We start from the raw sequence: 25799 nt of genomic DNA, 5'->3' as shown, positions 1-25799 counted from the left end.
GACCGAGGGCGACTCCGATGGCACGCATCAAACTAGCGCCAGGCTCACACGGTGAGATCACGTACCAAGACCTCCCGGACGGTCGGGTGCGCGGTACGCTGCGCTTCCGTCGCCTCGACGGCAGCTACGGCAAGCTCCGCGTGCGGGCAAGCTCCAACGCGGCAGCACGTCGGTCGCTCATGTCCTCGATTGAGGAGCAATATGCGCCGCTCGGTCAAGTCGGCGACCTCAACCCCGACTCCTCGTTCCTGGCTCTGGCGCGTGAGTTCATGGACCATGTCGAATTCACTCAGGAACAGCGCGACACAACCCGTCACGAGAACCGCAGGCTCATCGAGAAGAAGATCGCGCCACACATGGGCGCACTCGCCATCCGCGAGATCAAGGCCAGCACGGTGCTCCGCGTATACAAGGCGATCCACAAGGAGACTCCAAGCACGGCGAGGAACGTGAAGGCGCTGATCAGCCAGATCTGCTCCTACGCCGTGATGAACGACCTGATGGTTGCGAACCCTGCCCGCGAGGTCAAGCAAGTCAGGCAGCAGTCCAAACCCATCTACGCTCCGGCGCCGGTGGAGCTCGAAGTCTTACGCGGCATCATCCGCGACTACCAAAACCGTACCGACCGGATGGGCCCGCGCCGTCCGACCTTCTCGCCGATGTCGTCGACCTCATCCTCGCGACCGGTGCCCGCATCGGCGAAGCCGTCGGCCTCAAATGGGAGCACGTCGACATCGACTCGCCCAAACCGACCATCACGATCGCAGGCAAGGTAGTCGACTCGAAGGGTAGGCCGAAGCACTGGGAGAACTACGTCAAGAGCGAGTCCGGGTGGCGGCGCATCACCATCCCGCCGGAGCTACTCCCGATGCTGCGGCGCCGTAAACTCGCCAGCGGCGGCAACGAGTTCGTCTTCCACACCCGCACCGGGGCTCCCAACGGCACTCAGGACGTTCACCGCGCGCTTCGTAGCGTCCGCGCCTGGGCCGGGATCGATGACGAGCTCGTCCCGCATGCGCTGCGGAAGTCAGCCGTCACCGCTGTCTCGGACGCGCTCGGCCTGGAAGCGGCGGCACGGTTCGCCGGTCACAAGCGTTCCCGCGTCACTTATCAGTACTACGCCAAGCGCGCCATTGACGCGCCAGACACCTCGGAAGTCCTCGGGAGGCTTCAAGGAAGCCCGCAGAAGCCGGCACCCGTTCTAGAGGTCGACAAGGAGCGCTGGGGTCGCCGAGAGGCAGGCTTCTGAGCGTACGGTGATCTTCACCGTAGGGGAATGGTGCGGGCGTTGGGCATTCCGGTTGCTCGCTGGGTTCGTAACCCATCGGTCACCAGTTCAAGTCTGGTCCGCCCCACAAAATATCCCGTGATCGGTAATTTTGACACATCGATCGTGTTGCTCGACTCTCCCGAGCTTGAGCCCTCGGATCATGTTTGGGCCATCTCGGTACAGGGCGACTGGACTCGGTTCGATTCGCGTGAGTTCGCGTCATGGTCCGCGACGGCGTCCGTGTCGTGGCCGGCTTCAGCGCCGGCGGGCTTCGCCGCTACCCCGCCAAGCTGCCAACCGCTGGGCGGCCAGCCCCCGCGTCGTCCCGCTCCACCCCAAGCTCGCATTCGCGGTCGGATTCGTGTCGGAGACCTTGAGGAATGAGCTGCAGGGCAATGGGAGGTTGCGAGTGTCACTCCTGGTGCCTTCCGCCTCCGATATCTCGCCGACGTGGGATCACACGATTCAGATGAAGCGACGCGTCGGAGGCTGGATGACAGTGAAGCAGAAGGTTGGCCGCGAGATCGGCTGCTTCCTCTCACGAGTTAGAGGGGGAGCGCCGATGTGAGGTCCCACACATAGAGCAAACGGTCGAGTGTCTTTGACCAGATCGACGCCCTCGCTCCGTTCGATGCGAAAGTTACGAGGTAACCATGGCTCAGCTGCCGGTGAACCGACTGATGCGGGCCGGCGTGCGCTCGGCCGCCGGACGTTTCGCGATACGTGCTCTCCGTGACATCCGTGACCTCGAACTGTTTGATCGAGCCATGACGCTCGCCGCACAGGCGTTCACCTCCATCCTGCCGATCCTCATCGTCGCCGGTTCGCTGCGAGGGAGCTTGAATCCAGAGGCGGACTCGGTGTTCGCTCAGAATCTCAGCCTCGATGATCGCACCGCAGAACTCGTGCAGCAGTCGATGCCCCAGCAGGTAGAGGGTGTAACGCTCACGCAAGTCATCGGAGCACTACTGCTCATCATCGCGGCGACGTCCTTCGCCCGCGCCCTCGAGCGTTGCTTCCGCAGGATCTGGAAGACACCGAAGGCCAGCATCCGCTTCGCTTGGCGCTGGGTCGCCGCGATCGTCGCGATCGTCATCGGCTTCGTCTTCGTGGTCGCGACCCGGAACATCGTGCGCGGCACGGATGCCATGTCAGTGCTCGAGTTCATCATCGAGACGGCGATCTGGGGCGCGCTGTGGTGGTTCGCCTCTTGGATCGTGATCAACCGCAGCGTCAGTCTGCGGGCGCTTCTGCCGGGATCGGTGCTTGCCGGGCTCGGATTCGCCGTTGCCACTGTGGTGGGCCGCGCGTATCTCCCGGGGGTGCTGGCCTCCTCCGCCGATCAATTCGGCGTACTCGGACTCGCCTTCTCGTACATCGGGTGGCTGTTCGTACTGATGTCGGTGCTCCTTGTCGCGGTGACCATCGGCCGGGTCATTCACCTGGCCTTGATCGGGCATCTGTGGAGCCGCTCAGGTGAGGCCGCCGGAGCTCACACAGTGACGAGCAGCCCGTGATGAGCCGCGCCCGCGACGAGGGATCCAGGCATTCAGGTGAGTTACTCGGTCGGGCGCGGCGTACGGTGCTCGGACGGGACGGGCAGCGACACCCGCCCTGTGGACTCAGCCTTCAGGCTGCTGGGTGGCGCAGGCTGCGCTGATCTTCTCGACCGCCTCCTGGATGGCCGCCTGTTGCTCCGCTATCGCGTCGACGTCGAGCTCACCCTCTGGGTCGGTGGGAAGGGCGCCGACCGCCTCCGCCGCCTCGCTGAGCTTCGCGGTGAGCGTTTCAAGGGCGTTGACGACGTCGGGGTTGTCGGCTTTCTCGGCCAACGCTCCCGCGCGCTCACTGTACCCCTCGAGGTCTGCCTGGATCTCGGCGGGATCGCCGGCGGAAGCGAGTGCGTTCTGCGCGCCGTTCGACACGTCGCGCAGCGCGGCTTGAACCGACGCGCAGGCGTCCGCGACTGAGGTTGGACCAGTGCCTCCCGCGGCGCAGCCGGAGACGAGCAATGTACTCGCGAAGACGAGTGCGGCAGTTGTTCTGATTCCATGCATGTTGATCTCCCCGATCTGGATGCGTCCGGTGTTGGAGCACCGCCGACGTTGGCGAGCTAAGTCGTGCATACCGAATGTGATCCGCGCACCCGTTGCGTGACCCAGTTCGGCCGCGCGACCAGCTCGGGTGCTTGCGGATGCGGTTTCATGCTGCGTTCTCCTCGTCGGCATCAACGTCCTTGGCCTCGCGACCCCGTCGGACGGCGGCCGAGAGCAATCGGACGCCGGCGCCGAGGACGACCAGGTTCAGGATCATCTGGATCATGGCGACGCTACGTGCGGTCTCACTCGCCGGACTGATGTCGCCGAAGCCGACCGTGGAGAACACCGTGACGGTGAAGTACAGGGTGTCGACCCGGCTGAGCGGATCGGTACTGAAGCTCGCGGGGTCGGCGAGTGCCATCAGGAAGTAGGTAGCGGCGAACAGCAGGAGGTACAGCGGTGCGATGACGGCGAGTGCCACGATCCCACGGCGTCCGGGGTGTTGCGACCGGAGGATCGCACGGATCTGCCACCACGACACGGCGACCAGAACCAGCGGGGCCAGCACGAAGACGACGGCCACGGGCACGCCGTCGATCCAGGAGAGTGGAGCGAGGAAGTACACGGTCACCAGGATGATGGTCATGATGAGGGCCCGGAGCAACCCGCGCAGGATGAACCGACGTCGCGCGGCTCGCGTCATCTCCGTGTTGTCCGTGCTGTCCGTGTCGGTCATGGCTCAGTCCGTTCATCGTTGTGCACCGTCACCGGTCTCTCTCCGCGCTCCTAGACGCTGTCGGCCGCTTCGAGCCGTCCCGATGCCACCGCCTCGGCAAACGCGGCGTAGTCGCGGTCGTTCTGGTCGGCGTAATCGCGTGCGAACTCGGCGATTGCACGGTCGAAGCGGTCGCTGTTCCCGAGGTACGACGCTATCGCGACCCGGTCGCCGGCACGGGCGTGTGCTCGCGCGAGCGTCTCACCGCACACCCGCGCGTACACCTGGGCCACTGAAACCTTCATCGTGTCGACATCGGCTGAGCCCTTCCAGTCGTGCAACTGCCGGATGTAGAAGTCCCGCTCGATCCCATCGATGCCGGTCTCCCGCCGCCAACCGAGGAACATGTCGCTGGCCGCCTGCATCAGGCGCTGCCCCCTGACCACGCGCTCGCCGTGGTTGTCGTACTCGCTCGCCAGCAGGAACCGCTCCAGCACCGACGCCTCGGCCTGCTTGGCCTGCAGCAGCAGCGGGTCGGAGTCGTTACGGCCGCGGAGCAGCACGATCCACGCGCGTGTGCCGACGCTTCCGACGCCGACGACCTTGCGGGCCAGGTGCATGTAGGAGAACTCCCGCATCGGATGGTTCTGCTGCTGCAGGGTGGACTGGTACGACGCCAGCACCTCGCGCATCCAGTCCTCCTGTTGAGCCCTGGTGTTCCGCATGGTGTCCAGCTGTTCGATCGGCACGATGAGCGGCGGGTCGGCGGCGATCCGCAGTTCGCCGTCGACCACCTCGACGAGCTTGGCCACCGCGCGGGTGCTGTCCTTCGTCCGCGCCTTCGCGAGGGCGGCGTCCGCGCGCTTCGCCAGCTTGTCGGCGCCGCGCTTGGGCTCCTGTCCCGCCGTGACGTACTCCATCAACTGGTCGGCGTCGAGCCGGTCGTACCAGGCGTCGAGCACCCGCGACTCGGCGGCCCGCAGCATCCGCTCGCGATAGCCGCGCACGACGGTGAGGTTGATCTCACGACGTTCCTCGTCGCTGAAGCCGCGACTCCGGCCGGCGACCTCGAAGCTGGCGGCGAGCCGCTTGACGTCCCACTCCCACGGGCCCGGCAGCGTCTCGTCGAAGTCGTTCATGTCGAAGACCAGCGTGCGCTCCGGTGTGCCGAAGACCCCGAAGTTGGACAGGTGCGCGTCACCGCAGATCTGCGTCGTGATGCCCGACACCGGCGTACCGGCCAGGTCGGCCGCCATCAGCAGCGCCGCGCCCCGGTAGAACGTGAACGGCGACACCATCATGCGCGCGTGCCGGATCGGCACCAGCTCCGGCACGCGGGTCGTCGCCTGCTCCTCGAGCAGGGCGATCGGGTCGAACCGGTCGGGCGGGGGCGTCCACCCTTCGTGGGCGGAGCGTGGCGTGCGCCGCCGCGCCTCTCGGCCGTACTCGGCACGGGCGGCGAAGTCGGTCGACGGCGGGAGCGCATCGGATGCGACGTGGTCACCGATTGCGGTCTGAATGGTCATTCTGGGACCTCCGATCCCGTTGATGACTCCGAATGGCGCGCGAGCGCCTTGGCCGCTCGTGCTGAGCCGCACGGGGCCGGTCCCGCGTTCCCCCGAGCGATTCCGCCCCACCCGGCCAAGACCGGTTCGAGCCGCCATGCCTGAAGCCACGGTCAGTACACGCGGGGACTCAGGCAGCGGCATCACACGAATCGAATGATTCGGACATCTGAACCGGTGGTTAGCGTCGTGCGCGAACGGTGAGGGGCTCCAGTCGGCGAACCAGCTGGGCTGAATCGCGAGAGCGACAGACGGATGAACGGAGATGGGAGACATCATGCGGTGGAACAGGAAGCGATCGAAGGAAGCGGCGCCAGGGGGCGATTCCGCAGTCGTCGTGGCACCGGTGGAGCCCCCGAATGCGCACCGCAATGCGTTCATCCTGATCGGACTCGGCGGCGCGACGATCGCCGCCTTCGGCCTCGCCGCGATCGCGGGCATCTTCGCCCCCTTCTTCCTCGGCGTCGTGCTCACCATCTGCGTGCATCCGCTGCGGGTATGGCTCGAGAAGCGCGGGGTGTCACGCGGCATCGCCACCGCGGCCGTGATCCTTGCAGTGCTCCTGCTACTGCTCGGACTGGGCTACGCGATGCTCGTCGCGTTCGGCCAGTTCGGCGCGTTGTTGCAGGAGTTCAGCGGCCAGATCGCCGCGTTCGGGCAGGATGTCGCCGCCTGGCTCTCCTCGATCGGGATCGGTGCCGACGAGGTCAACGACATCTTCGCGAGCTTCGACCCGGCGGCGCTGGCCGCATTCGTCGGCGGCCTGATCGGCGGCCTGACGGGCATGTTCTCGCTCCTCGTCATCGTCTTGACGATGCTCCTGCTGATGGGCATGGACGCCGCGTTCGTCCCGACACTGCTCAGGCAGCTGTACCCGGCGCGGCCGCTCGTCGTGGCCTCGCTCGTGACGTACGGCTCGAACGTGCGCCGGTACATGGTGGCGACCACCGTGCTCGGGCTCGCGCAGGGAATCGTCGACTGGATCGCCTTGCTCCTCATCGGGGTTCCCGGCGCGTTCATCTGGGGACTCCTCGCCTTCGTCTGCTCGTTCATCCCGAACGTCGGCTACTTCATCGCCCTCATCCCACCGATCATCTTCGGCGCGCTCGTCGGCGGGTTGCCGACAGTGATCCTCGTCATCGTCGTGTACGCCATCATCAACGGCGTCATCCAGTCAGCGATCCAGCCGCGTGTCATCGGCAAGGCCGTGAACCTGAGCCAGACGATCACGTTCTTCTCAGTGCTCTTCTGGGCCGTCGTGATCGGACCGATCGGAGCGATCCTCGCGATCCCGCTCACGCTCCTGGTTCGCCTCATCCTCGTCGACTCCAACCCGGCGATGAGCTGGATCCGACCTATGCTCGGCGAGCTCGACGAGACGAAGGCGGTCATGGCCCAGTTCGACGCCGAGGCGAAGGCCGAGCGCAAGACACGCGCGTCAGGGACGGCGAATGGCGTTCTGGACGCGCCCCTCCAGGCGCCGCCCCCGCGTTCTGACGAGCCATCGCCTGTGCCGTGATCGCCGCGAAAGACGCGCAGTTGGGAGCACATCGTGGACTACCTCGAGCGGCTTCGTCGCCTGTCGATGAACGCCGAGCGGATGGGAGAGGACGACTTCGTCCGCTTCGACCTCGACAGCGTTCCCGTGGTCGATCCGAAGACGATGGCACTCTCCAGGATCGCCGCACTCGTCGCGATGGGTGGGGCCGAACCCTCATTCGGATCATTGGCCGATGCGGCGGTGAGCGCCGGAGCTACCGCAGTCGAGATCGTGGATGTCCTCATGGGCATCATGGACATTGTGGGGGTACCCCGAGCGGTCGCCGCAGCACCGCAGCTCGCCATGGCGCTCGGCCATGACCTCGACGAGGTCACCGACGAAGGAGGATCCACTCGCGGGTGGCGGCCCTAAGCGCCGAGGAGACCGACATCCGTGGCGCGCTGGACCGCCTCACTTCGCTTGGCAACGTCGAACTTGCGGTAGATGCTGGCGAGCTCGGAGTTCACCGTGTTCCTCGAGACGTAGAGTCGCCCGGCGATCTCGGCGTTCGAGAGATGGGTCTGGAGATACGGAAGCAGGCGAAGCTCCGCGGGGGTCAGTGGCGGGCCGCCCGTCCAGCCAGACTGTTCACTCGACGCGACCAGGTTTCGGAATTCCTCCACCTGATCGACGAGTGCGCCGAGATCCGGCCGCCGAACCAGGATATCCTCGACCTCGCGGAGCAGGTGATGAGCGGTGATGTGGTCGTTCAACGCCCAATGCAGCTTCGCGAGTTGGAGGCGAGCGCGCACCGCAACATACGGCATCGCGGACGTACAGCTGGGGCGTGCACGCATCGCGCGCGTGACATGGCGATGAACCGCTTGCAGGTCACCTTGGTGAAGCGCGAGCCGTGCAGCTTCGGCGAATGCGAGCACGGAGACGGAGTAGTCGTCCAATGCGTGCTCGTCGATGGCCTCCAGCGCGGTCTGAACGTGCCCGGCCGCCTCGACCCACCGCCCGTCGTCCATCGTGAGGACGGCGAGCTCCGACTCGCTCAAGACGACGCCGTCGGTGTTGTCGTGAGCCGTCGCCACCGTGGAACCCTCCGTGAAGGCAACCTCGGCCTGTTCGAGATCTCCGGCGAGAAGATGAGCCTCGCCCAGTAGGATGAGCGCCTGATCTCGCCATGGGCTCGTGCTCGGTTCCGACGCGACTGCGAAGCGGGCATCTGCCATCGCCTGGTCTGGTCCGGAGGCGCACATGAAGGATCTCAGCATGGCCCTGGCGGAATCGAAGGAGGCCGAGCCGTCATCAGGTGGGAGATCGTAGGATGCCTCCGCCAGTACGGCTGCCCACCGGTCCGCCTCGTCTGCCTGGCCGGCGAGCGCGGAGATCCAGCCGGCGAAGACGGCGAGTGGCGGGTACTCCTCGATCGCCCGGTCGCCGATCGTCCGGTACCAGCGTTGCACCGTCGTCAGCAGCCCGAGCTGATAGGCACCGAGCGTCGTGGCGGCCATCAGGTGTATGGCCCTCGTCCGTTCGCTCGGAACGTCGAGCAGGTACTCGACGGCAACGGGAGGCGCCGCCTGCTCCTCGAACCACGACGCCGCCCGCACGCGGAGTTCGGGGATCAGGTCGGGTTCCACCCGAGCGAGTTCGCTGAGAAGGAACTCGCGGAAGAGCCCGTGATACCGGTACCACTCGCGCCGACGGTCGAGGGGGACCAGGAACGCGTTCGCTGCCGCCAGGTCGCGCAGTACGACCCTCGCATCGTCGGTGCCGAGGATCGCATCGCACAGCGGTGCCGACAGGTTCTCGAGCACCGCGGTTCGACGCAGGAACCGCTGTTGGTGCTCTGGAAGGCGTACCAGCGCTTCCTGGTAGAGGTAGTCGGCGATGAATCGATCGTCGCCTGACACTGCCGGCGCGCCGCCGTCGCGCATGATCGCCGCGGCGAGGTACACGCCGACCGGCCAGCCCTCCGTGCGCTCGACCACAACGACCGCCTCCTCAGTGCTGAGCGCAAGGTCCGCGTCGGCGAACACCTCGCGTGCGCCCGTTGCGTCGAACGCGAGGTCGACGGCGGTGATCTCCATCGATTCCCCGAACGCGCGGGAGTGTGCGAGGTGCGGTTGCTCGGCTCGGCTCGCCGCGACCAGCTGCGAGCCGGCCGGAATGCCACCGATCACGACACTCAGGACGTCGTGGCTGGCCGGATCCTGCAGCTCATGCAAGTCGTCCAGCATGAGCACGAACGGCGTCCGGCTGGCTCCCAGCGCGGTGGCGACGAGCGGCGCCGCCCGGCCGAGTGCGGAACCGCCATACCCCCGAACCGCGTCGGCCAGGTGCTCCACTCCCGGCGTGATCCGCGCATACGCCGAGGCGAGCACGACGAGCAGCGCGATCGGGTCATCGTCGAATCGATCGAGGGAGGCCCACGCGACCGGTCGCTTCTCCGCCTTCGCCCACTGTGCCAAAAGCGTTGATTTCCCATACCCCGCGGGCGCTGTGACGGCGACGATCCGACGATCCGACGATCGCGCGGAGGCGATGAGGGCGGCGCGACTGACCGAGCTCCGACGAGTGAGTCGGGGAGCGGTGAGCTTCGCGTCGAGCAGCTGGCGATCCAGCTCGACCTCCGACGTGACCAGCGCCGGGGCATCCTCTAGCACTCCCGAAGCCTATTGGGTTGCGAGGGGTGCACTCAATAGCGCCATACGGCCCGGCCTCTGGGCCGCGCCGGAGCTCCCTACGGGCGCCTCGTAGTGGGGTGGGCGGCGCCGCCGATCCCTTGGCGATCGGCCTCGCACGCGCGGTCGAAGTCAACAGACGTGCGCCAACCGTCCGCGACGGTCGCATCAAGGCGCCTGAGTTCCTCCTCGATCGCTGCCCGATGCTCGGGCCGCACGGTCGCGAGCAGTTCCTCGAGCACGGCCCGGAGCCGTCGCATGACCTGCACTGAGGTGGCTCCGAATTCTCGGATCTCCGTGAGCCCGAGTACGACGAGGTCCTCCCAGCGGCGGGTCACAATGACGACCGCGGCCGTCGTTCCTGGTTCGGCGGCTTGCGTCCGCAGGTCGAGGTCTGTCTGTCCGACGAAGGCGAGGACATCCCCGATGTGATCGAGCACCTGTACGGCGGTCGTCGGGTCGTTCACGGCCGGTGAAAGCGCCTTGTTGGCGATGTCGACCATCATCCGCAACGCGAACGTCGGATCCTGATCGAACGTTCGCTCGTCGCCGAGCGCGATCATTCCCTCGAGCTCGGCGGCCGCGCCGTCACCGAACTCGCCTCCGAAGACGAGCACGATCGCCTCGCCCGCGTGCACGAAGTCGCCCACTGGATGAGGAACGACGAGTTCAGCCCCTCTCGCTCGAGCCCACGCCACGAGGCCGTCGGGGTCTATCGCCTGGATGGCGCCGCCGCGGCTCGCACTCACGATGAGCGTTGGATCCGCGCGGGTCGCCTCGTAGTCCCAACGGACGTCAGGTCGGTCGGCAAGGCTCAGCGTCTGCTCGAACGTCGTGCGAGCCGTGCGAGCGACATCCGCGGCGACTGCTGCCGGCCGGAGCCGGCGGACGCAGCGATCGAAGAAGACGATGAAGGCCAGCAGGCACAGGGAGATGAGCAGGCCTGACACTGTCACGCCGAGGTTCGGCACGGAGTCGTCGCCGATTCGTGAGAGCACCGAGAAGGAGAAGGTCAGCGTGCCGACGAGGATCGCCAGCGTCGCCTTCAAGAGGGGATCGCGGTACCAGAGGCGCATGATTCGGGCCGAGAAGCTGCCCGTCGCCATCTGCACCACGAGCACCGTCACGGTGACAACGAAGCCGGTGAGCGCTGCCGTCGCACCGACGATCGACGTCAGTACGGCGCTCGCGGTCGACGGCGTGTACTGCCACAGCACGGGCGTGGTGAGTCGCTCGTCGGCGATCGCGACGGCTGAGCCGAGGATCACGCCGAGCAGTGCTCCCAGAATCGGGATGGCCCAAAGGCTTTCGGTTACGCTCTCCCGCCGGCGGAACCGGGTGCGCCACGTCATATCGCGACCTCGCTCACTGCAGTGCCGAGGTGAGTCGCGCGACGCCATCCAGGAAGGTTGCCGATGCCGGCTCCTTCTCCCACTCCTCGAGCGTCAGCTGCCGGCCGGCATCGCGGTATCCCTGCTCGACGGCGCGCATCTGCTCGACGAACCATCGACCGCGCACGAGGAGCGTCACCTCGGCATTGAGCGCGAATGAGCGGATGTCCATGTTGCTCGAGCCGATCACGGCGACCTCCTCGTCGATCGACAGGTGCTTGGAATGCAGGATGAACGGTGCCGGGTAGAGCCAGATCTGCACCCCGGCTTTGAGCAAGGGCTCATAGTACGAGCGCTGGGCGTGCCACACGGAACCCTGGTCGCCGATCTCCGAGACGAACAACTGCACCTCCAGTCCGCGCTTGCAGGCGGAGGTGATCGCGTACATCATCGCCTCGTCGGGCACGAAGTAGGGGCTCGTGATGATCACCTTGCGCTGGGCGGACGTGACCAGCGTCAGGAACTGCCGCAGGTTGTTCTCGTCGTCATAGCCCGGGCCGCTCGGCACGACCTGGCAGTCGAGCGCCGCCGCGGACCTGTCCGGTGCAACGTCGGCGGCGCGAAGGTGCGCCTCCTCACCGAGGAGCTCGCCGGTCTCGGTGTACCAGTCGGACAGGAACACTCCATTGATCGCCGGCACGATCGGGCCTGTGACCCGGGTCACGAGCTCCTGCCACTTCAATCCGCGCTTGAGGTTCTTGGGCGAGTTGTACGTGCGGTCGATGAGATTCTGCGAACCCATAAAGCCGACGCGACCGTCGACGACGAGCAGCTTGCGATGGTTGCGCAGGTCGGGGCGCTGGTACTGGCCCTTGAACGGTCGGACCGGCAGCATGTAACTCCACTCCACCCCGATCCGGTCGAGCTCCGCCACGGTCTCGTCGTGCCCGGCCACATTCCTCGACGCGATGAAATCCATGAGGAGGCGAACCGGCACGCCACGCTGGACGGCGCGCTCCATGGCCCCGAAGAAGCCCTTCGTCGTCGCGTCGAACGACACGATGTAGAACTCCACGTTCACGAACCTCGTCGCCGTGTCGATCTCGTCCGCCATCGCATCGACAGACGCCACGTAGTCACCGATGAGCGCCGCGGTGTTGCCACCGACGGCGGGCAACGCCCCCAGGTCCTGGTTCTGCCGAACCAGGCCCGCAAACCAGACGGGCCAGGCCGATCGGTCGCCGACGAGATCGACGCCCTCGGCACGCTCCGCGATGATCCGATTCAGCTCCTCCTGTCGCTCCCGTCGCTTCTTCGGGAGCTTCGAGTTGCCGATCAGCAGGAACAGGATGATGCCCACGAACGGGATCAGGAAGATCGCAAGCAACCAGGCCATCGCCGCAGTCGGCTTCCGATCGCGAGGCACGATGAACAGCGCGGCGATCCGGATCACGAAGTCAAGGATCACCAGGATGCCGCCGATGATGGGGAACTGCTCGTTCACGAGCGCATCCGTCGTGGCGAGGTCACTGTGCCGGCATGAGTCACGGCCGCGCTCCGCCTCATACCGGTTCCACGTCGGGCAGGGTCCACGTGCCGTCGAACAGCGGAGCTGTCGGGCTGTAGAGGCGGAACATCGGGTAGAAGCCCCTGCCGGGCACCGTCTGGATCCAGTTCGTTTCCGGCCCAACACCGGGTTCGGGCGCGAAGTACAGGTCGATGGAGCCGTCCTCGTTGATGGCGAGGTCGTCGTACCCGGAACGCGCGGCATCGTTCGTCGGGTTCTGGACCATCGAGCGTGTGGCGGTGTCGTACAGCGTGAGTGACCAGAATGCCGCGGCCGGGGGGTTCGCCGGGATGTGCAGGCGGTAGGCCTTCTCACCGTCGAAGTGGTTGCCGTCCCGATCCCTGAATGCCTGGAGGTAGGTCGCCCCGGGTCCGGGTTGCATTCGGCCGATGCCGGGGGAAAGGTAGATCGCGCCATAGGTGTACTGCAGGCGTTCGTCGAGCTGGCTGTAGTGTTCGGCCTCCTGGTCGGGCCTGACCAGGATGACCCAGTCCCACCGGGTGCCGGGGAATGCCGTCGCGCCGCTGATGCGCTGCGAGTTCTCGTACATGACGTTGCGGGCCATGGCATCGCCGAGTTCCGCGGCCTCCTCCAGGATCCTCGCCTGGCGATCGTCAGGCTGGAACGGCTTGCCCTTCTCGATACCGAGCGGCTTGAGCATCGCCATGTGGAACCGGTCGTGTTCTTGGACCGGGTTGTTGTCGATGACCCTCGACAGCCGTGTCCAGAACTCCATCCCACCGGGGGGCCTCGTGTCGATCAGGGCTCCCGAGATCGACACGAACCGGTTCGGTGTCGGGTCCTCGCGTTCGCTCCACTGGTAGACCTTGACGTTCCGGATCCGCTGCACGGCGTCCGGGACGTCGCCGTTCACGATGATTCCGCGCACGAGCATGTTGTGGTCGTGCATGTGCGCCTGCACCGTGTAGTACCCGTCGTGAACGTCCTCGCCCTCGTAGTCGGGCGGAAGCACGAGGAACCTTCCGCCGTTGCCGGCGTCCGGACCGGGGAGGCCGACATCGACGAGCGACTTCTGCCAGAAGTCGTCGACGAGCCCGACGATGGCTCCGGGTGGGATCTCGATGACCACTGGGCCCTCCGACAGGTCGAAGTTGACGAACGCGTAGATCGTGGTGTCGTTGGCGGTGAGCCACATCGACCTCGGATCGACGAACTCGTCCGCGATTCCGAGGTCGAGGGCGTCCATTCCGAGGTCGTCCTTCGCGACGGTTCGGATGGATTCGAATGACACGGCCGGGTAGGCCCACAGGTAGGCCTGCACCGCGCGTTGGAAGTCCATCTCATCGAAGAGTCGTTGCGAGGTTTCCGGCGTGGGGCATCCGACGTCGTAGTGCAGGGTGCCGATTCGAGACTCCACCGATTCGGGGTGAGCCCGGGCTGTGCGGTCCGAGATGGTCATGACCGATCCTCCTTGACTGAAAGGTGACGACGGAGCGTCGATGATGGACAGCAGCTGGCCAGCTCCCGCCACGCGGCTTGTAGGTCCTCAGCTGCTCGCGAACCTAGGACGAGGTGATCTGGCCGACATCATTCGTATCGAGTGAAGTCGCGGCCTTGCCTTAGGCGTCTGCGCCGGAGCCCGGATTCGACTCCGCGGCGCTGGAGAAGACAGTGGAGACGTCTTCGGCGGCGTCTACATTCCCGCCTGCGACTGCAGGCAGGAGGTGAGAGGCCCCTCAGGCGTGCTGGTCTTCGGCTTCATCCTCGAGCTCGGCGACTTCGAGGTCCTCGAGTGCGATCTCCGCGGCGAGCGCCTTGACGATGTTGCCGGTCGCCGCGGCGACCCGCGCCGTACCGACAATAGGTGCGATCGCCGTGAGGACTCCACGGACGTTCTCGGCGTCGAGACCGACTTCACCGCCGGCTTCGAGGTTGAGCGCATACGAGACCGGGGGTGCGCCGACAGCCACCAGCGCGGCGATCCGTACGAGTACCAGTGTCTGGGAGTCGAGGCTCGAGGCCTCGACGGAGTCGGCGGTCATCTGCGCGAGCAGGTCGAGCACCGGTGCGTCGTCGTTCAATGTGTCAGACATGGTGGATCCTTCCCCCGGGTGGATCTGGTGGTGAGCGGTGTGGCGCTCCAGGCGCCATTGGACTCCCGGGAGATATGAATCGCTTCATTGTTTTCGGATGAAACCACCTGCGTGGGCGAGCCCCGGCGAGGCTGAATGCCCTCTTCATTCAAGTGTGGTGATGCCCTCTCACCGGGCTTCCGGCACCCTTGCGTTGCTCAAGCGAGGCTTCCGGGGGCGCCTGCGCCAACGGCAACGGGTAGGGAGGGTGCCGAGATCATGAGTACTGCAAGAGAGACCACGGGATGGGTCGGATGGATAGGGTTCGCCGCGGTCATCCTGATCTTGAATGGCGCATTCAGCGCGCTCCAAGGCGTTGTCGCGTTGCTGGGGTCGAACGGCTACTACGTTCTCACGAGCGGCAGTCTGTTCCTCTTCGACCTCACAGGGTGGGGATGGTGGAACCTTCTGATCGGACTCCTGCTCCTGTTCACCGGGATCGCCCTGTTCTCGGGTGCCACTTGGGCGCGGGTGATCGCAGTCATCGTCGCCGGACTCAGCGCTCTCGGGCAGCTGTTCCTCGTCCCTGCTCAGCCGTGGTGGTCCGTGATCGTCATCGGAATCGACATCCTCGTGATCTATGCCATCACGGCACACGGCCGCGAGATGGGGCACAAGGACGAACCTGCGTGAACCAGGTGGTGCACCGCATGAACAGTCGCAGCGAGGAATCGTTCACATTGGATGTTCTGGCATCAGGCCGGTGAGGCAAGAATTCGACCCGCATGCGCGATCGGCGGGAGATGTCCTGTCCGGCTGCGAAGTGGCTTGGATCGACGGACCGACCCTGATGCGCAGGCGCGAAAGAGAGAGGAAGCGCGATGGACGACACGAAGCCCCCAGTGGGCATGGGGGATCTGGCACCGTTCTCGACCCCCGACACGATCGACAGCAGGGTGGGAACGTTGGAGTTCCGCGACGGCGCCCCAGCCGACGCCACCGCGGCATTGCTGTACGACCACCTCGATTTCCTGCACGGCGTGGAGGCATTCCTCGGTGCCTTGCGCGTGGCGTCGCTTGCCGCGGTGCGCCGTGGCTTCCTGTCCGTCGGGGTCGAGGATGGCGAGTTCATGCTCTTCCCCGACCTGATGGATTCGTCATCGCTGTTCCTGACGGCGAACTGCGACACCGTCTACTTCTGGGGTTTCATCGACCTCGGCAACGGACCCGTGGTCGTGGAGATCCCGGCACTCGGAGCCCCGAGCGGGATCCTCGGCACGATCGACGACATGTGGTTCCGGTGGGTCACCGATGTCGGCCTTCCCGGTCCGGACCGCGGCGAGGGCGGACGTTACCTGCTCGTCGGGCCCGACTATGACGGTCCACTTCCCGACAGCGGCTACCACGTGTTCCATTCCCGGACCCGGCGAGCGACCCTCATCGGACGCGCATTCATGATCCACAACGACCCGGCGGTCCCCGTCCAGGTGATCCGAGAGGGGGTCAAGGTCCATCCGTACGTGCCCGGCGCGTACGGCACAGCCGTCGCCAGCTTCCTCGCCGGCAATGCCCCGCTCGGGGCCGCACAGGCCACACCCGAGACACGCTTCGTCGAGGCATCCGGCATGCCGGTCAACACGCTCTTCCCGAACGACTTCGGCTACTGGGAACTGGTCCACGAAGCCCTGCAGCAGGACCCACCGAACGCGGGGGACCCCGAACTCCTCGGACTGCTCGCTTCGGTCGGCATCGCCCACGGCGAACCCTTCGCGCCCGACGCCCGGATGCGGAAGATCTTGGAGGAGGCCGTGGTCGTCGGGAACGCCACCGCGCGGACCATCACGTTCGCCGCGCGACCGGAAGAGGGCTTCGCGTACTACCCCGACTCGCAATGGCAGAGCGCGCTCTTCGTCGGCGGCTACGAGTTCCTCGACCCGCCCCCCGCCATCACGGCCCAGGGACCAGTGCCCGCCGCGAGCAATGGAGCGCGCAAGCTCGACTCCGCCACCAACTTCTTCTACATGGCAACGGGTATCACCCCAGCGATGTGCATGCGGCTCACGGGCATCGGCTCCCAGTACATCTTCGCAATGCGAGACAGTCGGGGTGAGTTCCTGGACGGCGGCAGGAGTTATCGACTCACCCTGCCGCCGGACATCCCGGAATCCCGCTTCTGGTCGCTACTGCTGTACGACAACCAGACCCGATCGATGCTGCGAACGGACCAGCAGTTCCCGCGCCTGGGAAGCCAATCCGGCACCGTCCAGTACAACCCGGACGGCTCCACCGACCTCTACTTCGGACCGGCCGCGCCGACCGGGATGGAGAGCAACTGGCTCCAAACCGTTCCCGGGAAGGGCTGGTGGACGGTGTTTCGCCTGTACAACCCGCTCGAGCCGTTCTTCGACAAGACCTGGCAGCCCAGCGAGATTCAGCCGATCTAGCACAGGGTGCTGGCACGTGACGTCGTTGTCGATGCTCCTGCTTCGTTGCGATCGAATGCGGATGGGAGGAACCCTCGATGACCACCGAGGAAGGCGACATGCGCCATGACGGAGACGACGCCCTCGACCGACTGACGTCGTGGCGTGAAGACACCTACGCCACGCGCCTGAGTCGCCTCAAGCAGCGCAGGCGCGACGTCCTGGCAGTTGGCGCGGCGCTCACCGCCTTCGTGGTCGCCGTGTCCGCGGGTGGCGCCGCCGCCGGCATCTACAACGACGTACCAGGCTGGCTACGGGCCATGATCTTTACGTTCGTCATCATCGCGGGCAGCGGCCTCGCGTTTGCCTGGATGCGCTTCCAGGAAGAGTCGGAGCGCATCGAGCAGGCCATCGGACATCACGGGGACCTGGCGACGACACGGATTGGCAACCACCGCCTGCCCCGGCACGCAGACGCCTTCTGGGTCGTCGGGCTGGTCTGCACCGGTCTCGCTCCACTCGCTTTCCTGACCGCCGCCTGGTGGGCCGCGTTCTGACAGAGTCGTCATGACGTTGGGGCGCGCCGCTCGCTCGAGCGCGCCGATGGGGCGGCAGCCCGGCTCGCGCTCGAATAGATGTCACCAGTCGGAGAAGGCGACGGTCGCTGACCTACTGCACCGCGACGCCATCCCTCCATCTCGCGGTTTATCCCACGTGTTTCGACTCCGGCTTCTCAGTCGGGTTCGGTTTGCCGGAGATCAGGGGAAGGGCCCACCAGGTGCGGGGGTCCGCTTCGATCAGGAGCGCCCTGGTCAGCAGGGTGAGCGGTACAGCCAGGAGCGCGCCCAGCGGCCCGATGACCCAGGTCCAGAACACCAGTGAGAGGAAGGTCACGGTGGTGGAGAGGCCTACCGTGTCGCCAACCACCCGCGGCTTGATCAAACTATCGCTCAGAAAGGTGATCCCGGTGTAAATGGCGAGGACCGCGAGCATCAGCTCGGGTCCACCCTCCAGGAGGGCGATGAGGGCGGGCGGGATCACCCCGATGAGAAAGCCGATGTTGGGGATGAAGGAGGTGACAAAAGCGAGAACGGCCCACACGAACGCGCCAGGGACGCCCAGGACTGTCAGGGGGTCAGGGGTTCGAGTCCCCTCAGATCCACCAATACCCCCGGAGCTCCTCGAGTTCCGGGGGTTTCTTCGCGTTCGAGGGGCCACCGCGGTCTGTCGGCCGTGGTCAGCTCGAATCGAGCTTGCTGTTCGCGGGGTTAGGCTCGAAGAGTGGACATCCGAGACATCCCGCTCACGACCATCGACGGCGGCACCGCCTCACTCGCCGACTACGACGACCAGGTGGTCATGGTGGTGAACGTCGCCTCGAGGTGCGGCCTCACGCCGCAGTACGAGAAGCTCGAGGCGCTGCAGCGCGAGTACGGCGACCGCGGGTTCACGGTGCTCGGCTTCCCGTGCAACCAGTTCGCCGCACAGGAGCCGGGCACCGCAGAGGACATCAAGGAGTTCTGCTCGATGACCTACGGGGTCACCTTCCCCCTCATGTCGAAGGTGAAGGTGAACGGCCGGCACCGGCATCCGCTCTACGTCGAGCTCACCAAGGTGCCGGATGCCGCGGGCAAGACCGGTCGCGTCAAGTGGAACTTCGAGAAGTTCCTCGTGCTGCCCGGTGGTGAGGTGATGCGCTTCCGGCCCCAGGTCCAGCCCGACGACCCGAAGATCGTCGCCGTCATCGAACGCGGGCTCGACGAGGCCGCCGCGGCATGAGGCGATGCGCGCCGACCGGCGGCGCGCTTCCTTGACCCTCCCGCTGGAGCGGCCCACAATTGGGGGGTCTATTCCATGCAAGGGGAGCGGGGAACCAATGACCGACGCGTACTCACGTCCCATCGTCGACCAGGCGCCCGCGCCCGGTGGCGCACCGGCTCCGCACCCGGATGACACGGTGTTGCTCCCGGGGCCGGCTCCGCACCAGGCGCCGGATGCCGCGAGCCAGCGTCAGGCCTCCAACGTGTGGAGCCGCGACCTCCGGTTCATGCTCGTGGTCCTCGCCGGCATCGTCGTGCTCTTCCTCGCGTTCGCGTTGCTCATCGCGTTCAGCCCGACCGGGGCGGCGATCAGCGCGCTCGCGATCATCGCCGCGCCGATCGCCACGATGGTGGCCGCGTACTACGGGATCACGCTCGCGCTGCGCCAGGTGAACGACGCACGCAACGCAGCCGACTCCGCCGAGTCGCGCGCCCGCGCGGCCGAGGCGAGTGCCCGCGAGTCCGATGCCTGGGCGGCGCAGATGGAATCGGGGCTCCGGGTCGCCGTGGCGAAGCTGCGCGCCGGCGCGCACGACACGCGCGACGTCGAGCGCGCGGCGGGCACGCCAGACGAGTTCTTCTGATCGCCGTCAGAGGTCGGCGAGCACCGAGACCGGACGCTCTATGCAACGCGCCACGAACGTGAGGAAGGCCGCGGCCTCCGCGCCATCGCATACGCGGTGATCGAACGAGATCGTGAGCTCGGTGACGGTGCGCACGGCGAGTTCGCCCTCGACCACCCACGGCCGTTGCATGAGCCGGCCGATGCCGAGCATCGCGGCCTCGGGATGGTTGATGATCGCCGCGGAGCCGTCGACGCCGAGCGTGCCGTAGTTGTTGAGCGTGAACGTGCCGCCCGACAGCGCCGACGGCGGGAACGCGCCCGACGCCGCCTCGCCGCTGCGGCCGCCGATCGCGTCTCGGAGCTCGCGCAGGCTCATCCGCTCGGCGCCGTGCACGACCGGCACGAGCAGCCCCCGCGGGGTCTGCGCGGCGATGCCGAGGTTCACAGCGCCGTGCATCACGATCTCGTCGCGTTCGGCGTCGAAGCTCGAGTTCAGCAGCGGATGCCGCGCCAACCCGGCCACGACGAACCGCGCCACGAGGGCCGTCATGCCGAACCGCTCGCCCGTGGCCTCCTGCAGCTGGCTTCGGGCGGCGAGGAGCCCGGTGGCGTCGACATCCATCCACACGGTCGCCTCGGGGATCTCGCGACGCGAGCGGGCGAAGTGCGCCGCGGCGGCACGGCCCATGCGGTCGAGCGGCACGCGGCGGTCACCGGGAGCCTCCGACGGGGTGGGGCGAGCGGATGTCGCAGCCGCGGGCCGCTCCGCCGTGACCGTCGGCGCGCCCGGTGCTGCGGGCGACGCGACCGGTGAGGTTGCTGGCGCTGCGCCCCCTTCGAGCTCGTGCACGAACGCCTCCACGTCGCGCCGCATCACGAGGTGATCGGGGCCGGAGCCCTCGAGCTGGCTCGCGTCGAACCCGTGCTCGCGGGCGATGCGTCGGACGATGGGCGAGACGACCGGGGAGCGGCGCGCCGGGTCGAGGCGCGAGGGTGCCGGGCCCGTCGTCGGGCGGCTGGAACCCCCGCCCGCAGCGGGCTGACGCCGGCCGAAGCGCGCCGGCGCACCGGCCGCACGCTTCGTCGCGGTCGACGCCCTGGTGCCGTAGCCGATCAGCACGGCCCCCGACTCCTCGGCGGCCGACTCGGTCGGCACGGCGACCCCTGGCTCGGCGGCGACCGGGGTCGCCGGCGCAGCTGCGGCATCCGCGGCCTGCGGCTCGCCGGTGGCGGCGGCATCAGGCTTGGCGGCCGCCGGGGCACCCACGGGCGCGAGCGTCATGAGCACGCTCCCCGCGTGCAGGACCTGGCCCACCTCACCGCCGAGCGACTCGACGACGCCGGCGAACGGGGTGGGCAGCTGCACGACCGACTTCGCGGATTCGAGCTCGACCACCGGCTGGTCGATGGCCACCTCGTCGCCCGGCTCGACGAGCCACGCGACGATCTCCGCCTCGGTGAGCCCCTCGCCGAGGTCGGGAAGGATGAAGTCGCGCCCCATCAGTCGTCCCACTCCCAGGTGTCGAGCGCGGCGAGCACCCGGTCGGGTGTCGGGAGGTAGTGCTCCTCGAGCTTCGGCGACGGGTACGGGATGTCGAATCCCGTGATGCGCATCACGGGCGCAGCGAGGTGGTGGAAGTTCCGCTCGGTGACCCGCGCGGCCACCTCGGCGCCGTACCCGCCGAACTGCGCGGCCTCGTGGATCACGGCGGCGCGCGATGTCTTGCGCACGGATGCCCCGACCGTCTCGTCGTCGAAGGGGGAGAGGCTGCGCAGGTCGACGACCTCGATCGAGAGGCCCTCGGCCTCGGCGGCGTCGGCCGCCTCGAGCGCGGTGCGCACGGTGGGGCCGTAGGCGAGGAGCGTCACGTCGGTGCCCTCGCGCACCACGACCGCGCGGTCCATCGGCGCCGTGATGACCGGCAGGGCGAGCGCAGCCTTCGACCAGTAGCGGCTCTTCGGTTCCATGAACACCACGGGGTCGTTGCTGTCGATGGCCTCGCGCAGCATCGAGTACGCGTCGGCCGGGTTCGACGGCATCACGACGGTGAGGCCCGGCGTCGACGTCCAGTACGCCTCGGACGAGTCGGAGTGGTGCTCGACGCCCCCGATCGCGCCGGCACACGGAATGCGCACCACCATCGGCAGCGTCATCCGCCCCTTCGTGCGGTTCCGCATCTTCGCGACGTGCGAGACCATCTGCTCGAACGCGGGGTAGCTGAAGGCGTCGAACTGCATCTCGACCACGGGACGCATGCCGTACATCGCCATGCCCACTGCGGTGCCGATGATGCCGGACTCGGCGAGCGGGGAGTCCCAGATGCGGTCCTCGCCGAACTGTGCTTGCAGGCCGTCCGTGACCCGGAACACGCCGCCGAGGGGGCCGACGTCCTCGCCGTACACGACGACGCGGTCGTCGGCGGCCATCGCGTCGCGGAGCGCGGCGTTCAGCGCGCCCGCCATGGTGAGCTGCGTCGGTGCGGATGCCGCGGGCGCGTCGAGCCGGGTCGTGGTCGCGGTCATCGGGCGGCTCCGGCGTGGTTCCGGTGTCCGGCCTGCGTCGCGGCATCCGCCAGCTCGGCCTCGAGGCGGGCACGCTGCTCGAGGAGCGATGCGCGAGGACGCTCGTACACGTGGTCGAAGAGCTCCAGAGGGTCGAGGTCGGCCTCGGTCGTCATGACGTCGCGCGTGTGCGCGGCGACCGCCTCCGCGGCATCCGCGATCTCGGTGCGCGCCGCCTCGGAGAGCGCGCCCTCGGACACGAGGTACTTCTCCAGGCGCTCGATCGGGTCGCGGCGCTTCCAGTGCTCGACGTCGCGGGCCTGGCGATAGCGGGTCGGGTCGTCGGAGTTCGTGTGCGCCTCGATGCGATACGTGAGGCCCTCGATGAGCGTCGGGCCGCCGCCGGAGCGGGCGCGGTCGACCGCGGCGCGCGTCACGGCGTAGATCGCGGCGACGTCGTTCCCATCGACGTGATAGCCCGGCATGCCGTAGCCCACCGCCTTGTCAGCGAGGGTCGCGGCATGCGTCTGCCGGGCGAGCGGCACGCTGATGGCGAACTGGTTGTTCTGCACGAGGAACACCGTGGGCGTCTGCCAGACGGCGGCGAAGTTGAACGCCTCGTGTGCGTCGCCCTCGCTCGTCGCGCCGTCGCCGAGGTACGTCATGGTCACGATCGGGTCCTGGCGGAGGCGCGCCGCGTGGGCGAGCCCGACCGCGTGCAGCGCCTGCGTCGCGAGCGGTGTCGTCTGCGAGGCGCAGCGGTGCGCGTACTGGTCGTAGCCGTTGTGCCAGTCGCCGCGGAACGACAGCAGGATGTCGGCGGGCTCGATGCCGCGGGTGAGCAGGGCGATGCTGTCGCGGTAGGTCGGGAAGAACCAGTCACGCGCCTCGATGGCCGAGATGGCGCCGATCTCGCAGGCCTCCTGTCCGTACGCCGAGGGGTAGGTGGCGAGCCGGCCCTGCTTGGTGAGTGCGGTGACCTGCACGTCGAACCGTCGTGCGACGACCATGCGGCGATAGAGCTCGAGGAGCGTGTCGAGGTCGGGCAGCTCGAACCCGCCGGATGCCGCGCTCCGCACGGCGTGACCTGCGTTGTCGAGGAGGCGGATGGGCTTCTCTGAGGGGAGTGCGCGGACGCTGTGGTGCTCGACGTTGAGGCTCATACCGCCATGGTGCGCCAGTCTGCGGCCGTGCGCGGGGCGTCGGAGCGAAGCGTGAACGAACGGCTCCCGCGATGGAAAAGCGTTGCCATCCGTCCGTCGCAGGCGGGCTCAGGTGTGCCAGATGTCCAGGGTCTGCGCGGGCGGATGACCCTCGATCTCAGCGAGGATCAGGTGCGACCGGGTCGACACCACGCCGGGCATGTCGTGGATGTCGCGGAGGATGGCCTGGCTCAACTGCTCGTGGTCGGGAGCGCTCACCGTGAGCATGATGTCGATGTCGCCGGAGACGGCCTGCACCTTCTCGACGAAGGGGAGCGTCGCGAGCTTCGCCGCGATCACCTCCCACGACACCTCGCCGATGCGCACGACCACGAGCGCTGAGATGTGGAGCCCGATCGCCTTGCGGTCGATCTGCGCGCCGAATCCCGTGATCACGCCGCGCTTCTGCAACTGCTGCACTCGGTTGTGCGCCGCCGTGCGGGAGATGTGCACGCGCTCGGCGAGGGTGCGTACCGACAGTCGTCCGTCCCGGCTGAGCTCCGCGACGATGCGCCGATCGATGCTGTCGAGCGGCTCGTTCCGGTGCGGGATCTGCTGGGTCATCGTCGTCCTCGTGGCTCATGCTCAGCGTAGCGGCTGCGGCGTCGCACGCGCCGGAGCGAGGCATGCATCGGGGCGTGCCGCACGACGCGCGGGAGCCGCGGCCACACGAGCGCGATGCCCTGGAACCAGCCGTCGGCGACGCGTTCGACTCGCGGCGTCCAGCGGAACCCGTAGGCGTCGCGCACGGCGGCCGGCAGGAGCGCGGCGGTGAGGAGCCGGATCGGCGGCAGGAGCGCGGCCGCGCCGAGGTGGAGGTCGGATGCCCCTGAGAGCAGCGCGCGAGCGACCGTCCTCGCCTCGTCGCCGACGACGAGCCGGTCGAGGCGGTCGGTCCACCATGCGTCGAACTCGGCGCGCGTGTCGGGCCATCCCTCCCGCGTCGCCTGGAGCCGGAAGCCGACGGGTGCGTAGCCGCGCACGATCGCATCGCCGGTCTCCGCGTCGAGCGGCCCCCAGAGCCGCTCGTGCAGGTCCATGGCGACTGCGAGCAGCGTCGAGGCCACCCAGCGCTGCGCGTCGGCGTCGAACGCGCTGTAGGCGGGTCGTCCGTCGCCGGCCGTTCCGCGCACCGGCACGTGGCGGGCGTTCACCGTGCGCACCGCTTCGGCGACGAGCTCGTCGTCGCCGAAGCCGACCGCGTACACGTAGTCGAGCGTGCCGCGGAGGCGGTCGAGCGGACGGTCTCTGAAGCCGCTGTGGCGCGCGACCCCGAGCGCGACGCGCGGGTCTGCCAGCTGCAGCAGCACGGCCGCGCCGCCGCCGATGAGCAGCACGCCCTCCGCGCCGTGACGCCGGAATACCGCGCGTTCGTCCTCGCCTTGCATCAATACCAGTTGTACGCCTCGGAGTGCGCCCACGCACCGCATGGGGCCCCGTACCGCGCGTCGATGTAGCCGAGCCCCCAATCGATCTGCGTGGCCGCGTTGGTGCGCCAGTCGGCGCCCGCGCTCGCCATCTTGCTCCCGGGAAGCGACTGGGGGATGCCGTAGGCGCCGCTCGAGGCGTTGTACGCGTCCGCGCGCCAGCCCGATTCGCGGGTCCACAGAAGGTCGAGGCACCGGAACTGGTCGGAGCCCCAGCCGTGGCCCGCCAGCCGGCTCGCGGCATACGCCTTGGCGGCGACGCGGTCGACGACCACGCCCGGCGGCGGCGCGCCACTGTCGCCGCCTCCTCCGCTCCCGCGGGACGCCGCGGCGGCGGCGGCCTCTCGCGCGGCTCGCTCCTGCGCGGCCTGCTCGCCGATGCGGAACTGCCGTTCGAGTTCGACCGTGCGGTCGCGCAGGCTCGCGAGTTGGGCGTACAGCGTGTCGAGCACGCCCTGCTGCTCGACCACCTGCGCCTCTGCCGCCTCGTGCGCCTCCTCCGCGGCTTGCGCGGCATCCGCCGCCTCTTCGGCGAGTCGAGTGCGCTCGGCCTCGGCCACGTCGGCCTGCTCGCTGAGCGCGGCCGCATCGGCACGGGCGGCCTTGGCGCGGGCGGCCACGCCGCCGTACACCTTCGTGAGTTGCGCGGCGCGCGCGAGCCCGACGAGCAGGTCGGCCCCGCCGTCGGTGTCGAAGAGCAGCCGGAGCGTCACGTCGGCGCCGCCCGAGCGGGCGAGCACGGCCCCGAGACGCCCGAGCCTGGCGGAGGAGGCGGCCGCCTCGGCTGCGGCCGCGTCGGCCGCCGTGCGAAGGGTGCCGGCGCGTACCTCGGCCGCCGCACGCGCGACCTCGGCAGCCGCGGAGGTCGCCGCCGCCTCGACTGCGGCGTCGCCGAGTCGGCCCGCCTCGGCCTCGAGCTCGTCGACGAAGGTCGTGATCCGTGCGGCCTCCGCCTCCCGCGACGCGACGTCGGCCTTGGCGGCCTGCACCTGGTCCCAGGTCGGATAGTCCTCGGCGGATGCGGGCGCTGCGGGCGTGGTGAGCAACACGAGCATCACCGCGATGCCCGCGATCGCCTTCCGTCCGCCTCGCACAGCACCCCCTCCGAGCGCCGCGAGTCTACCCACGGGCGCGATCGGCGGTCGCTCGGACACGCAGCGTACACTC

At 67.9% G+C, this 25799-nt stretch carries 25 protein-coding genes and 1 tRNA gene; 11 read left to right on the top strand and 15 right to left on the bottom strand.

Translation table 11 applies throughout. The annotated features are described in order from the left end of the window. Positions 1 to 17 precede the first annotated feature (17 nt). From ASG80_RS24525 to ASG80_RS14440, 4 genes are all read left to right on the top strand, one after another. Positions 18 to 776: a hypothetical protein gene (locus ASG80_RS24525; protein WP_056731878.1), complete on the top strand. Its 759-nt coding sequence runs from the start codon at positions 18 to 20 to the stop codon at positions 774 to 776. Further along, positions 674 to 1249, top strand: coding sequence for a tyrosine-type recombinase/integrase (locus ASG80_RS24520; protein WP_369816270.1), 576 nt, complete (start codon positions 674 to 676; stop codon positions 1247 to 1249). Before ASG80_RS24525 ends, ASG80_RS24520 begins: the two co-directional genes overlap by 103 nt. A gap of 34 nt (positions 1250 to 1283) precedes the next feature. After that, a tRNA-Thr gene (locus ASG80_RS14445) sits at positions 1284 to 1355 on the top strand. Positions 1356 to 1923: 568 nt separating this feature from the next. Continuing rightward, entirely contained in the window at positions 1924 to 2787 is an 864-nt protein-coding gene (locus tag ASG80_RS14440; RefSeq protein WP_056731873.1) for a YhjD/YihY/BrkB family envelope integrity protein, read from the top strand. A gap of 105 nt (positions 2788 to 2892) precedes the next feature. On the opposite strand, the gene ASG80_RS14435 is transcribed toward ASG80_RS14440, so the two are convergent. From ASG80_RS14435 to ASG80_RS14425, 3 genes are read right to left on the bottom strand one after another with little or no spacing between them, the layout of a single operon-like run. Continuing rightward, positions 2893 to 3498 carry a hypothetical protein gene (locus tag ASG80_RS14435; RefSeq protein ID WP_235508337.1) on the bottom strand — a complete coding sequence of 202 codons (606 nt, stop codon included), beginning with the start codon at positions 3496 to 3498 and terminating at the stop codon, positions 2893 to 2895. Next, positions 3473 to 4045 carry a potassium channel family protein gene (locus tag ASG80_RS14430; protein ID WP_056731869.1) on the bottom strand — a complete coding sequence of 191 codons (573 nt, stop codon included), beginning with the start codon at positions 4043 to 4045 and terminating at the stop codon, positions 3473 to 3475. The genes ASG80_RS14435 and ASG80_RS14430 overlap by 26 nt, the downstream gene beginning before the upstream one ends. Before the next feature lie 50 nt (positions 4046 to 4095). Continuing rightward, on the bottom strand, positions 4096 to 5550 hold the full coding sequence (locus tag ASG80_RS14425) for a DUF2252 domain-containing protein (RefSeq protein WP_082590388.1): 1455 nt from the start codon (positions 5548 to 5550) through the stop codon (positions 4096 to 4098). Positions 5551 to 5854: 304 nt separating this feature from the next. Here ASG80_RS14425 and ASG80_RS14420 point away from each other — a divergent pair, with 304 nt between their 5' ends. Both ASG80_RS14420 and ASG80_RS14415 read left to right on the top strand, forming a co-directional pair. Next, on the top strand, positions 5855 to 7108 hold the full coding sequence (locus tag ASG80_RS14420; protein WP_156401859.1) for an AI-2E family transporter: 1254 nt from the start codon (positions 5855 to 5857) through the stop codon (positions 7106 to 7108). Positions 7109 to 7141: 33 nt separating this feature from the next. Then, positions 7142 to 7501 (top strand): carboxymuconolactone decarboxylase family protein, encoded by a 360-nt coding sequence (locus tag ASG80_RS14415; protein WP_056731866.1) that lies wholly within the window; start codon positions 7142 to 7144, stop codon positions 7499 to 7501. Here ASG80_RS14415 and ASG80_RS14410 read toward each other — a convergent pair. From ASG80_RS14410 to ASG80_RS14390, 5 genes are all read right to left on the bottom strand, one after another. Then, positions 7498 to 9744: a LuxR family transcriptional regulator gene (locus ASG80_RS14410; RefSeq protein ID WP_056731865.1), complete on the bottom strand. Its 2247-nt coding sequence runs from the start codon at positions 9742 to 9744 to the stop codon at positions 7498 to 7500. The two genes, ASG80_RS14415 and ASG80_RS14410, sit on opposite strands and share 4 nt — an antisense overlap. Before the next feature lie 77 nt (positions 9745 to 9821). Then, entirely contained in the window at positions 9822 to 11114 is a 1293-nt protein-coding gene (locus ASG80_RS14405) for a DUF2254 domain-containing protein (protein ID WP_162256637.1), read from the bottom strand. Between the two features lie 13 nt (positions 11115 to 11127). Continuing rightward, on the bottom strand, positions 11128 to 12597 hold the full coding sequence (gene cls / locus ASG80_RS14400; protein WP_056731861.1) for a cardiolipin synthase: 1470 nt from the start codon (positions 12595 to 12597) through the stop codon (positions 11128 to 11130). Positions 12598 to 12655: 58 nt separating this feature from the next. Next, the gene (locus tag ASG80_RS14395) at positions 12656 to 14080 is read right to left on the bottom strand and encodes a DUF1254 domain-containing protein (RefSeq protein ID WP_056731860.1); all 1425 of its coding nucleotides are present in this window, start codon (positions 14078 to 14080) and stop codon (positions 12656 to 12658) included. Between the two features lie 277 nt (positions 14081 to 14357). Then, positions 14358 to 14714 carry a hypothetical protein gene (locus ASG80_RS14390; RefSeq protein ID WP_056731857.1) on the bottom strand — a complete coding sequence of 119 codons (357 nt, stop codon included), beginning with the start codon at positions 14712 to 14714 and terminating at the stop codon, positions 14358 to 14360. Positions 14715 to 14972: 258 nt separating this feature from the next. Here ASG80_RS14390 and ASG80_RS14385 point away from each other — a divergent pair, with 258 nt between their 5' ends. The 3 genes from ASG80_RS14385 to ASG80_RS14375 all read left to right on the top strand — a co-directional run bounded on the left by ASG80_RS14385 (position 14973) and on the right by ASG80_RS14375 (position 17673). After that, positions 14973 to 15386 (top strand): hypothetical protein, encoded by a 414-nt coding sequence (locus tag ASG80_RS14385; RefSeq protein WP_056731855.1) that lies wholly within the window; start codon positions 14973 to 14975, stop codon positions 15384 to 15386. Between the two features lie 188 nt (positions 15387 to 15574). Beyond that, on the top strand, positions 15575 to 17137 hold the full coding sequence (locus tag ASG80_RS14380) for a DUF1254 domain-containing protein (RefSeq protein WP_200952574.1): 1563 nt from the start codon (positions 15575 to 15577) through the stop codon (positions 17135 to 17137). 77 nt (positions 17138 to 17214) lie between these two features. After that, a complete protein-coding gene (locus tag ASG80_RS14375) occupies positions 17215 to 17673 on the top strand; it encodes a hypothetical protein (RefSeq protein WP_056731852.1) in 459 nt (152 codons plus the stop codon). Positions 17674 to 17821: 148 nt separating this feature from the next. Here ASG80_RS14375 and ASG80_RS14370 read toward each other — a convergent pair whose 3' ends face one another. Next, a complete protein-coding gene (locus ASG80_RS14370; protein ID WP_255355598.1) occupies positions 17822 to 18334 on the bottom strand; it encodes an AI-2E family transporter in 513 nt (170 codons plus the stop codon). A gap of 63 nt (positions 18335 to 18397) precedes the next feature. On the opposite strand from ASG80_RS14370, the gene ASG80_RS14365 reads away from it, so the two are divergent. Both ASG80_RS14365 and ASG80_RS14360 read left to right on the top strand, forming a co-directional pair. Continuing rightward, complete coding sequence (locus ASG80_RS14365; RefSeq protein ID WP_056731848.1) at positions 18398 to 18895, top strand: glutathione peroxidase; 498 nt, start codon at positions 18398 to 18400, stop codon at positions 18893 to 18895. Between the two features lie 97 nt (positions 18896 to 18992). Beyond that, a complete protein-coding gene (locus ASG80_RS14360; protein ID WP_056731846.1) occupies positions 18993 to 19520 on the top strand; it encodes a hypothetical protein in 528 nt (175 codons plus the stop codon). A gap of 6 nt (positions 19521 to 19526) precedes the next feature. Here the strand turns inward: ASG80_RS14360 and ASG80_RS14355 are convergent, their stop codons facing one another. The 6 genes from ASG80_RS14355 to ASG80_RS14330 form a co-directional block, all read right to left on the bottom strand. After that, positions 19527 to 21014 carry a dihydrolipoamide acetyltransferase family protein gene (locus ASG80_RS14355; RefSeq protein WP_235508336.1) on the bottom strand — a complete coding sequence of 496 codons (1488 nt, stop codon included), beginning with the start codon at positions 21012 to 21014 and terminating at the stop codon, positions 19527 to 19529. Then, complete coding sequence (locus tag ASG80_RS14350; protein WP_156401858.1) at positions 21002 to 22024, bottom strand: alpha-ketoacid dehydrogenase subunit beta; 1023 nt, start codon at positions 22022 to 22024, stop codon at positions 21002 to 21004. The genes ASG80_RS14355 and ASG80_RS14350 overlap by 13 nt, the downstream gene beginning before the upstream one ends. Beyond that, positions 22021 to 23166, bottom strand: a complete 1146-nt coding sequence (gene pdhA, locus ASG80_RS14345) for a pyruvate dehydrogenase (acetyl-transferring) E1 component subunit alpha (RefSeq protein ID WP_056731842.1) — start codon at positions 23164 to 23166, stop codon at positions 22021 to 22023. Before pdhA ends, ASG80_RS14350 begins: the two co-directional genes overlap by 4 nt. A gap of 108 nt (positions 23167 to 23274) precedes the next feature. Further along, positions 23275 to 23769 carry an Lrp/AsnC family transcriptional regulator gene (locus ASG80_RS14340; RefSeq protein ID WP_056731841.1) on the bottom strand — a complete coding sequence of 165 codons (495 nt, stop codon included), beginning with the start codon at positions 23767 to 23769 and terminating at the stop codon, positions 23275 to 23277. Beyond that, positions 23766 to 24593, bottom strand: a complete 828-nt coding sequence (locus ASG80_RS14335) for an oxygenase MpaB family protein (protein WP_056731839.1) — start codon at positions 24591 to 24593, stop codon at positions 23766 to 23768. Before ASG80_RS14335 ends, ASG80_RS14340 begins: the two co-directional genes overlap by 4 nt. Further along, positions 24593 to 25726 carry a hypothetical protein gene (locus ASG80_RS14330; protein ID WP_056731837.1) on the bottom strand — a complete coding sequence of 378 codons (1134 nt, stop codon included), beginning with the start codon at positions 25724 to 25726 and terminating at the stop codon, positions 24593 to 24595. Before ASG80_RS14330 ends, ASG80_RS14335 begins: the two co-directional genes overlap by 1 nt. Positions 25727 to 25799 lie beyond the last annotated feature (73 nt).

The sequence above is a fragment of the Agromyces sp. Soil535 genome (genome assembly GCF_001428255.1).
In the GTDB taxonomy this organism is placed as follows: Bacteria; Actinomycetota; Actinomycetes; order Actinomycetales; family Microbacteriaceae; genus Agromyces.
Note: the sequence above shows the minus strand (reverse complement) of the source record. Positions and strands in the feature narration are given on the sequence as shown.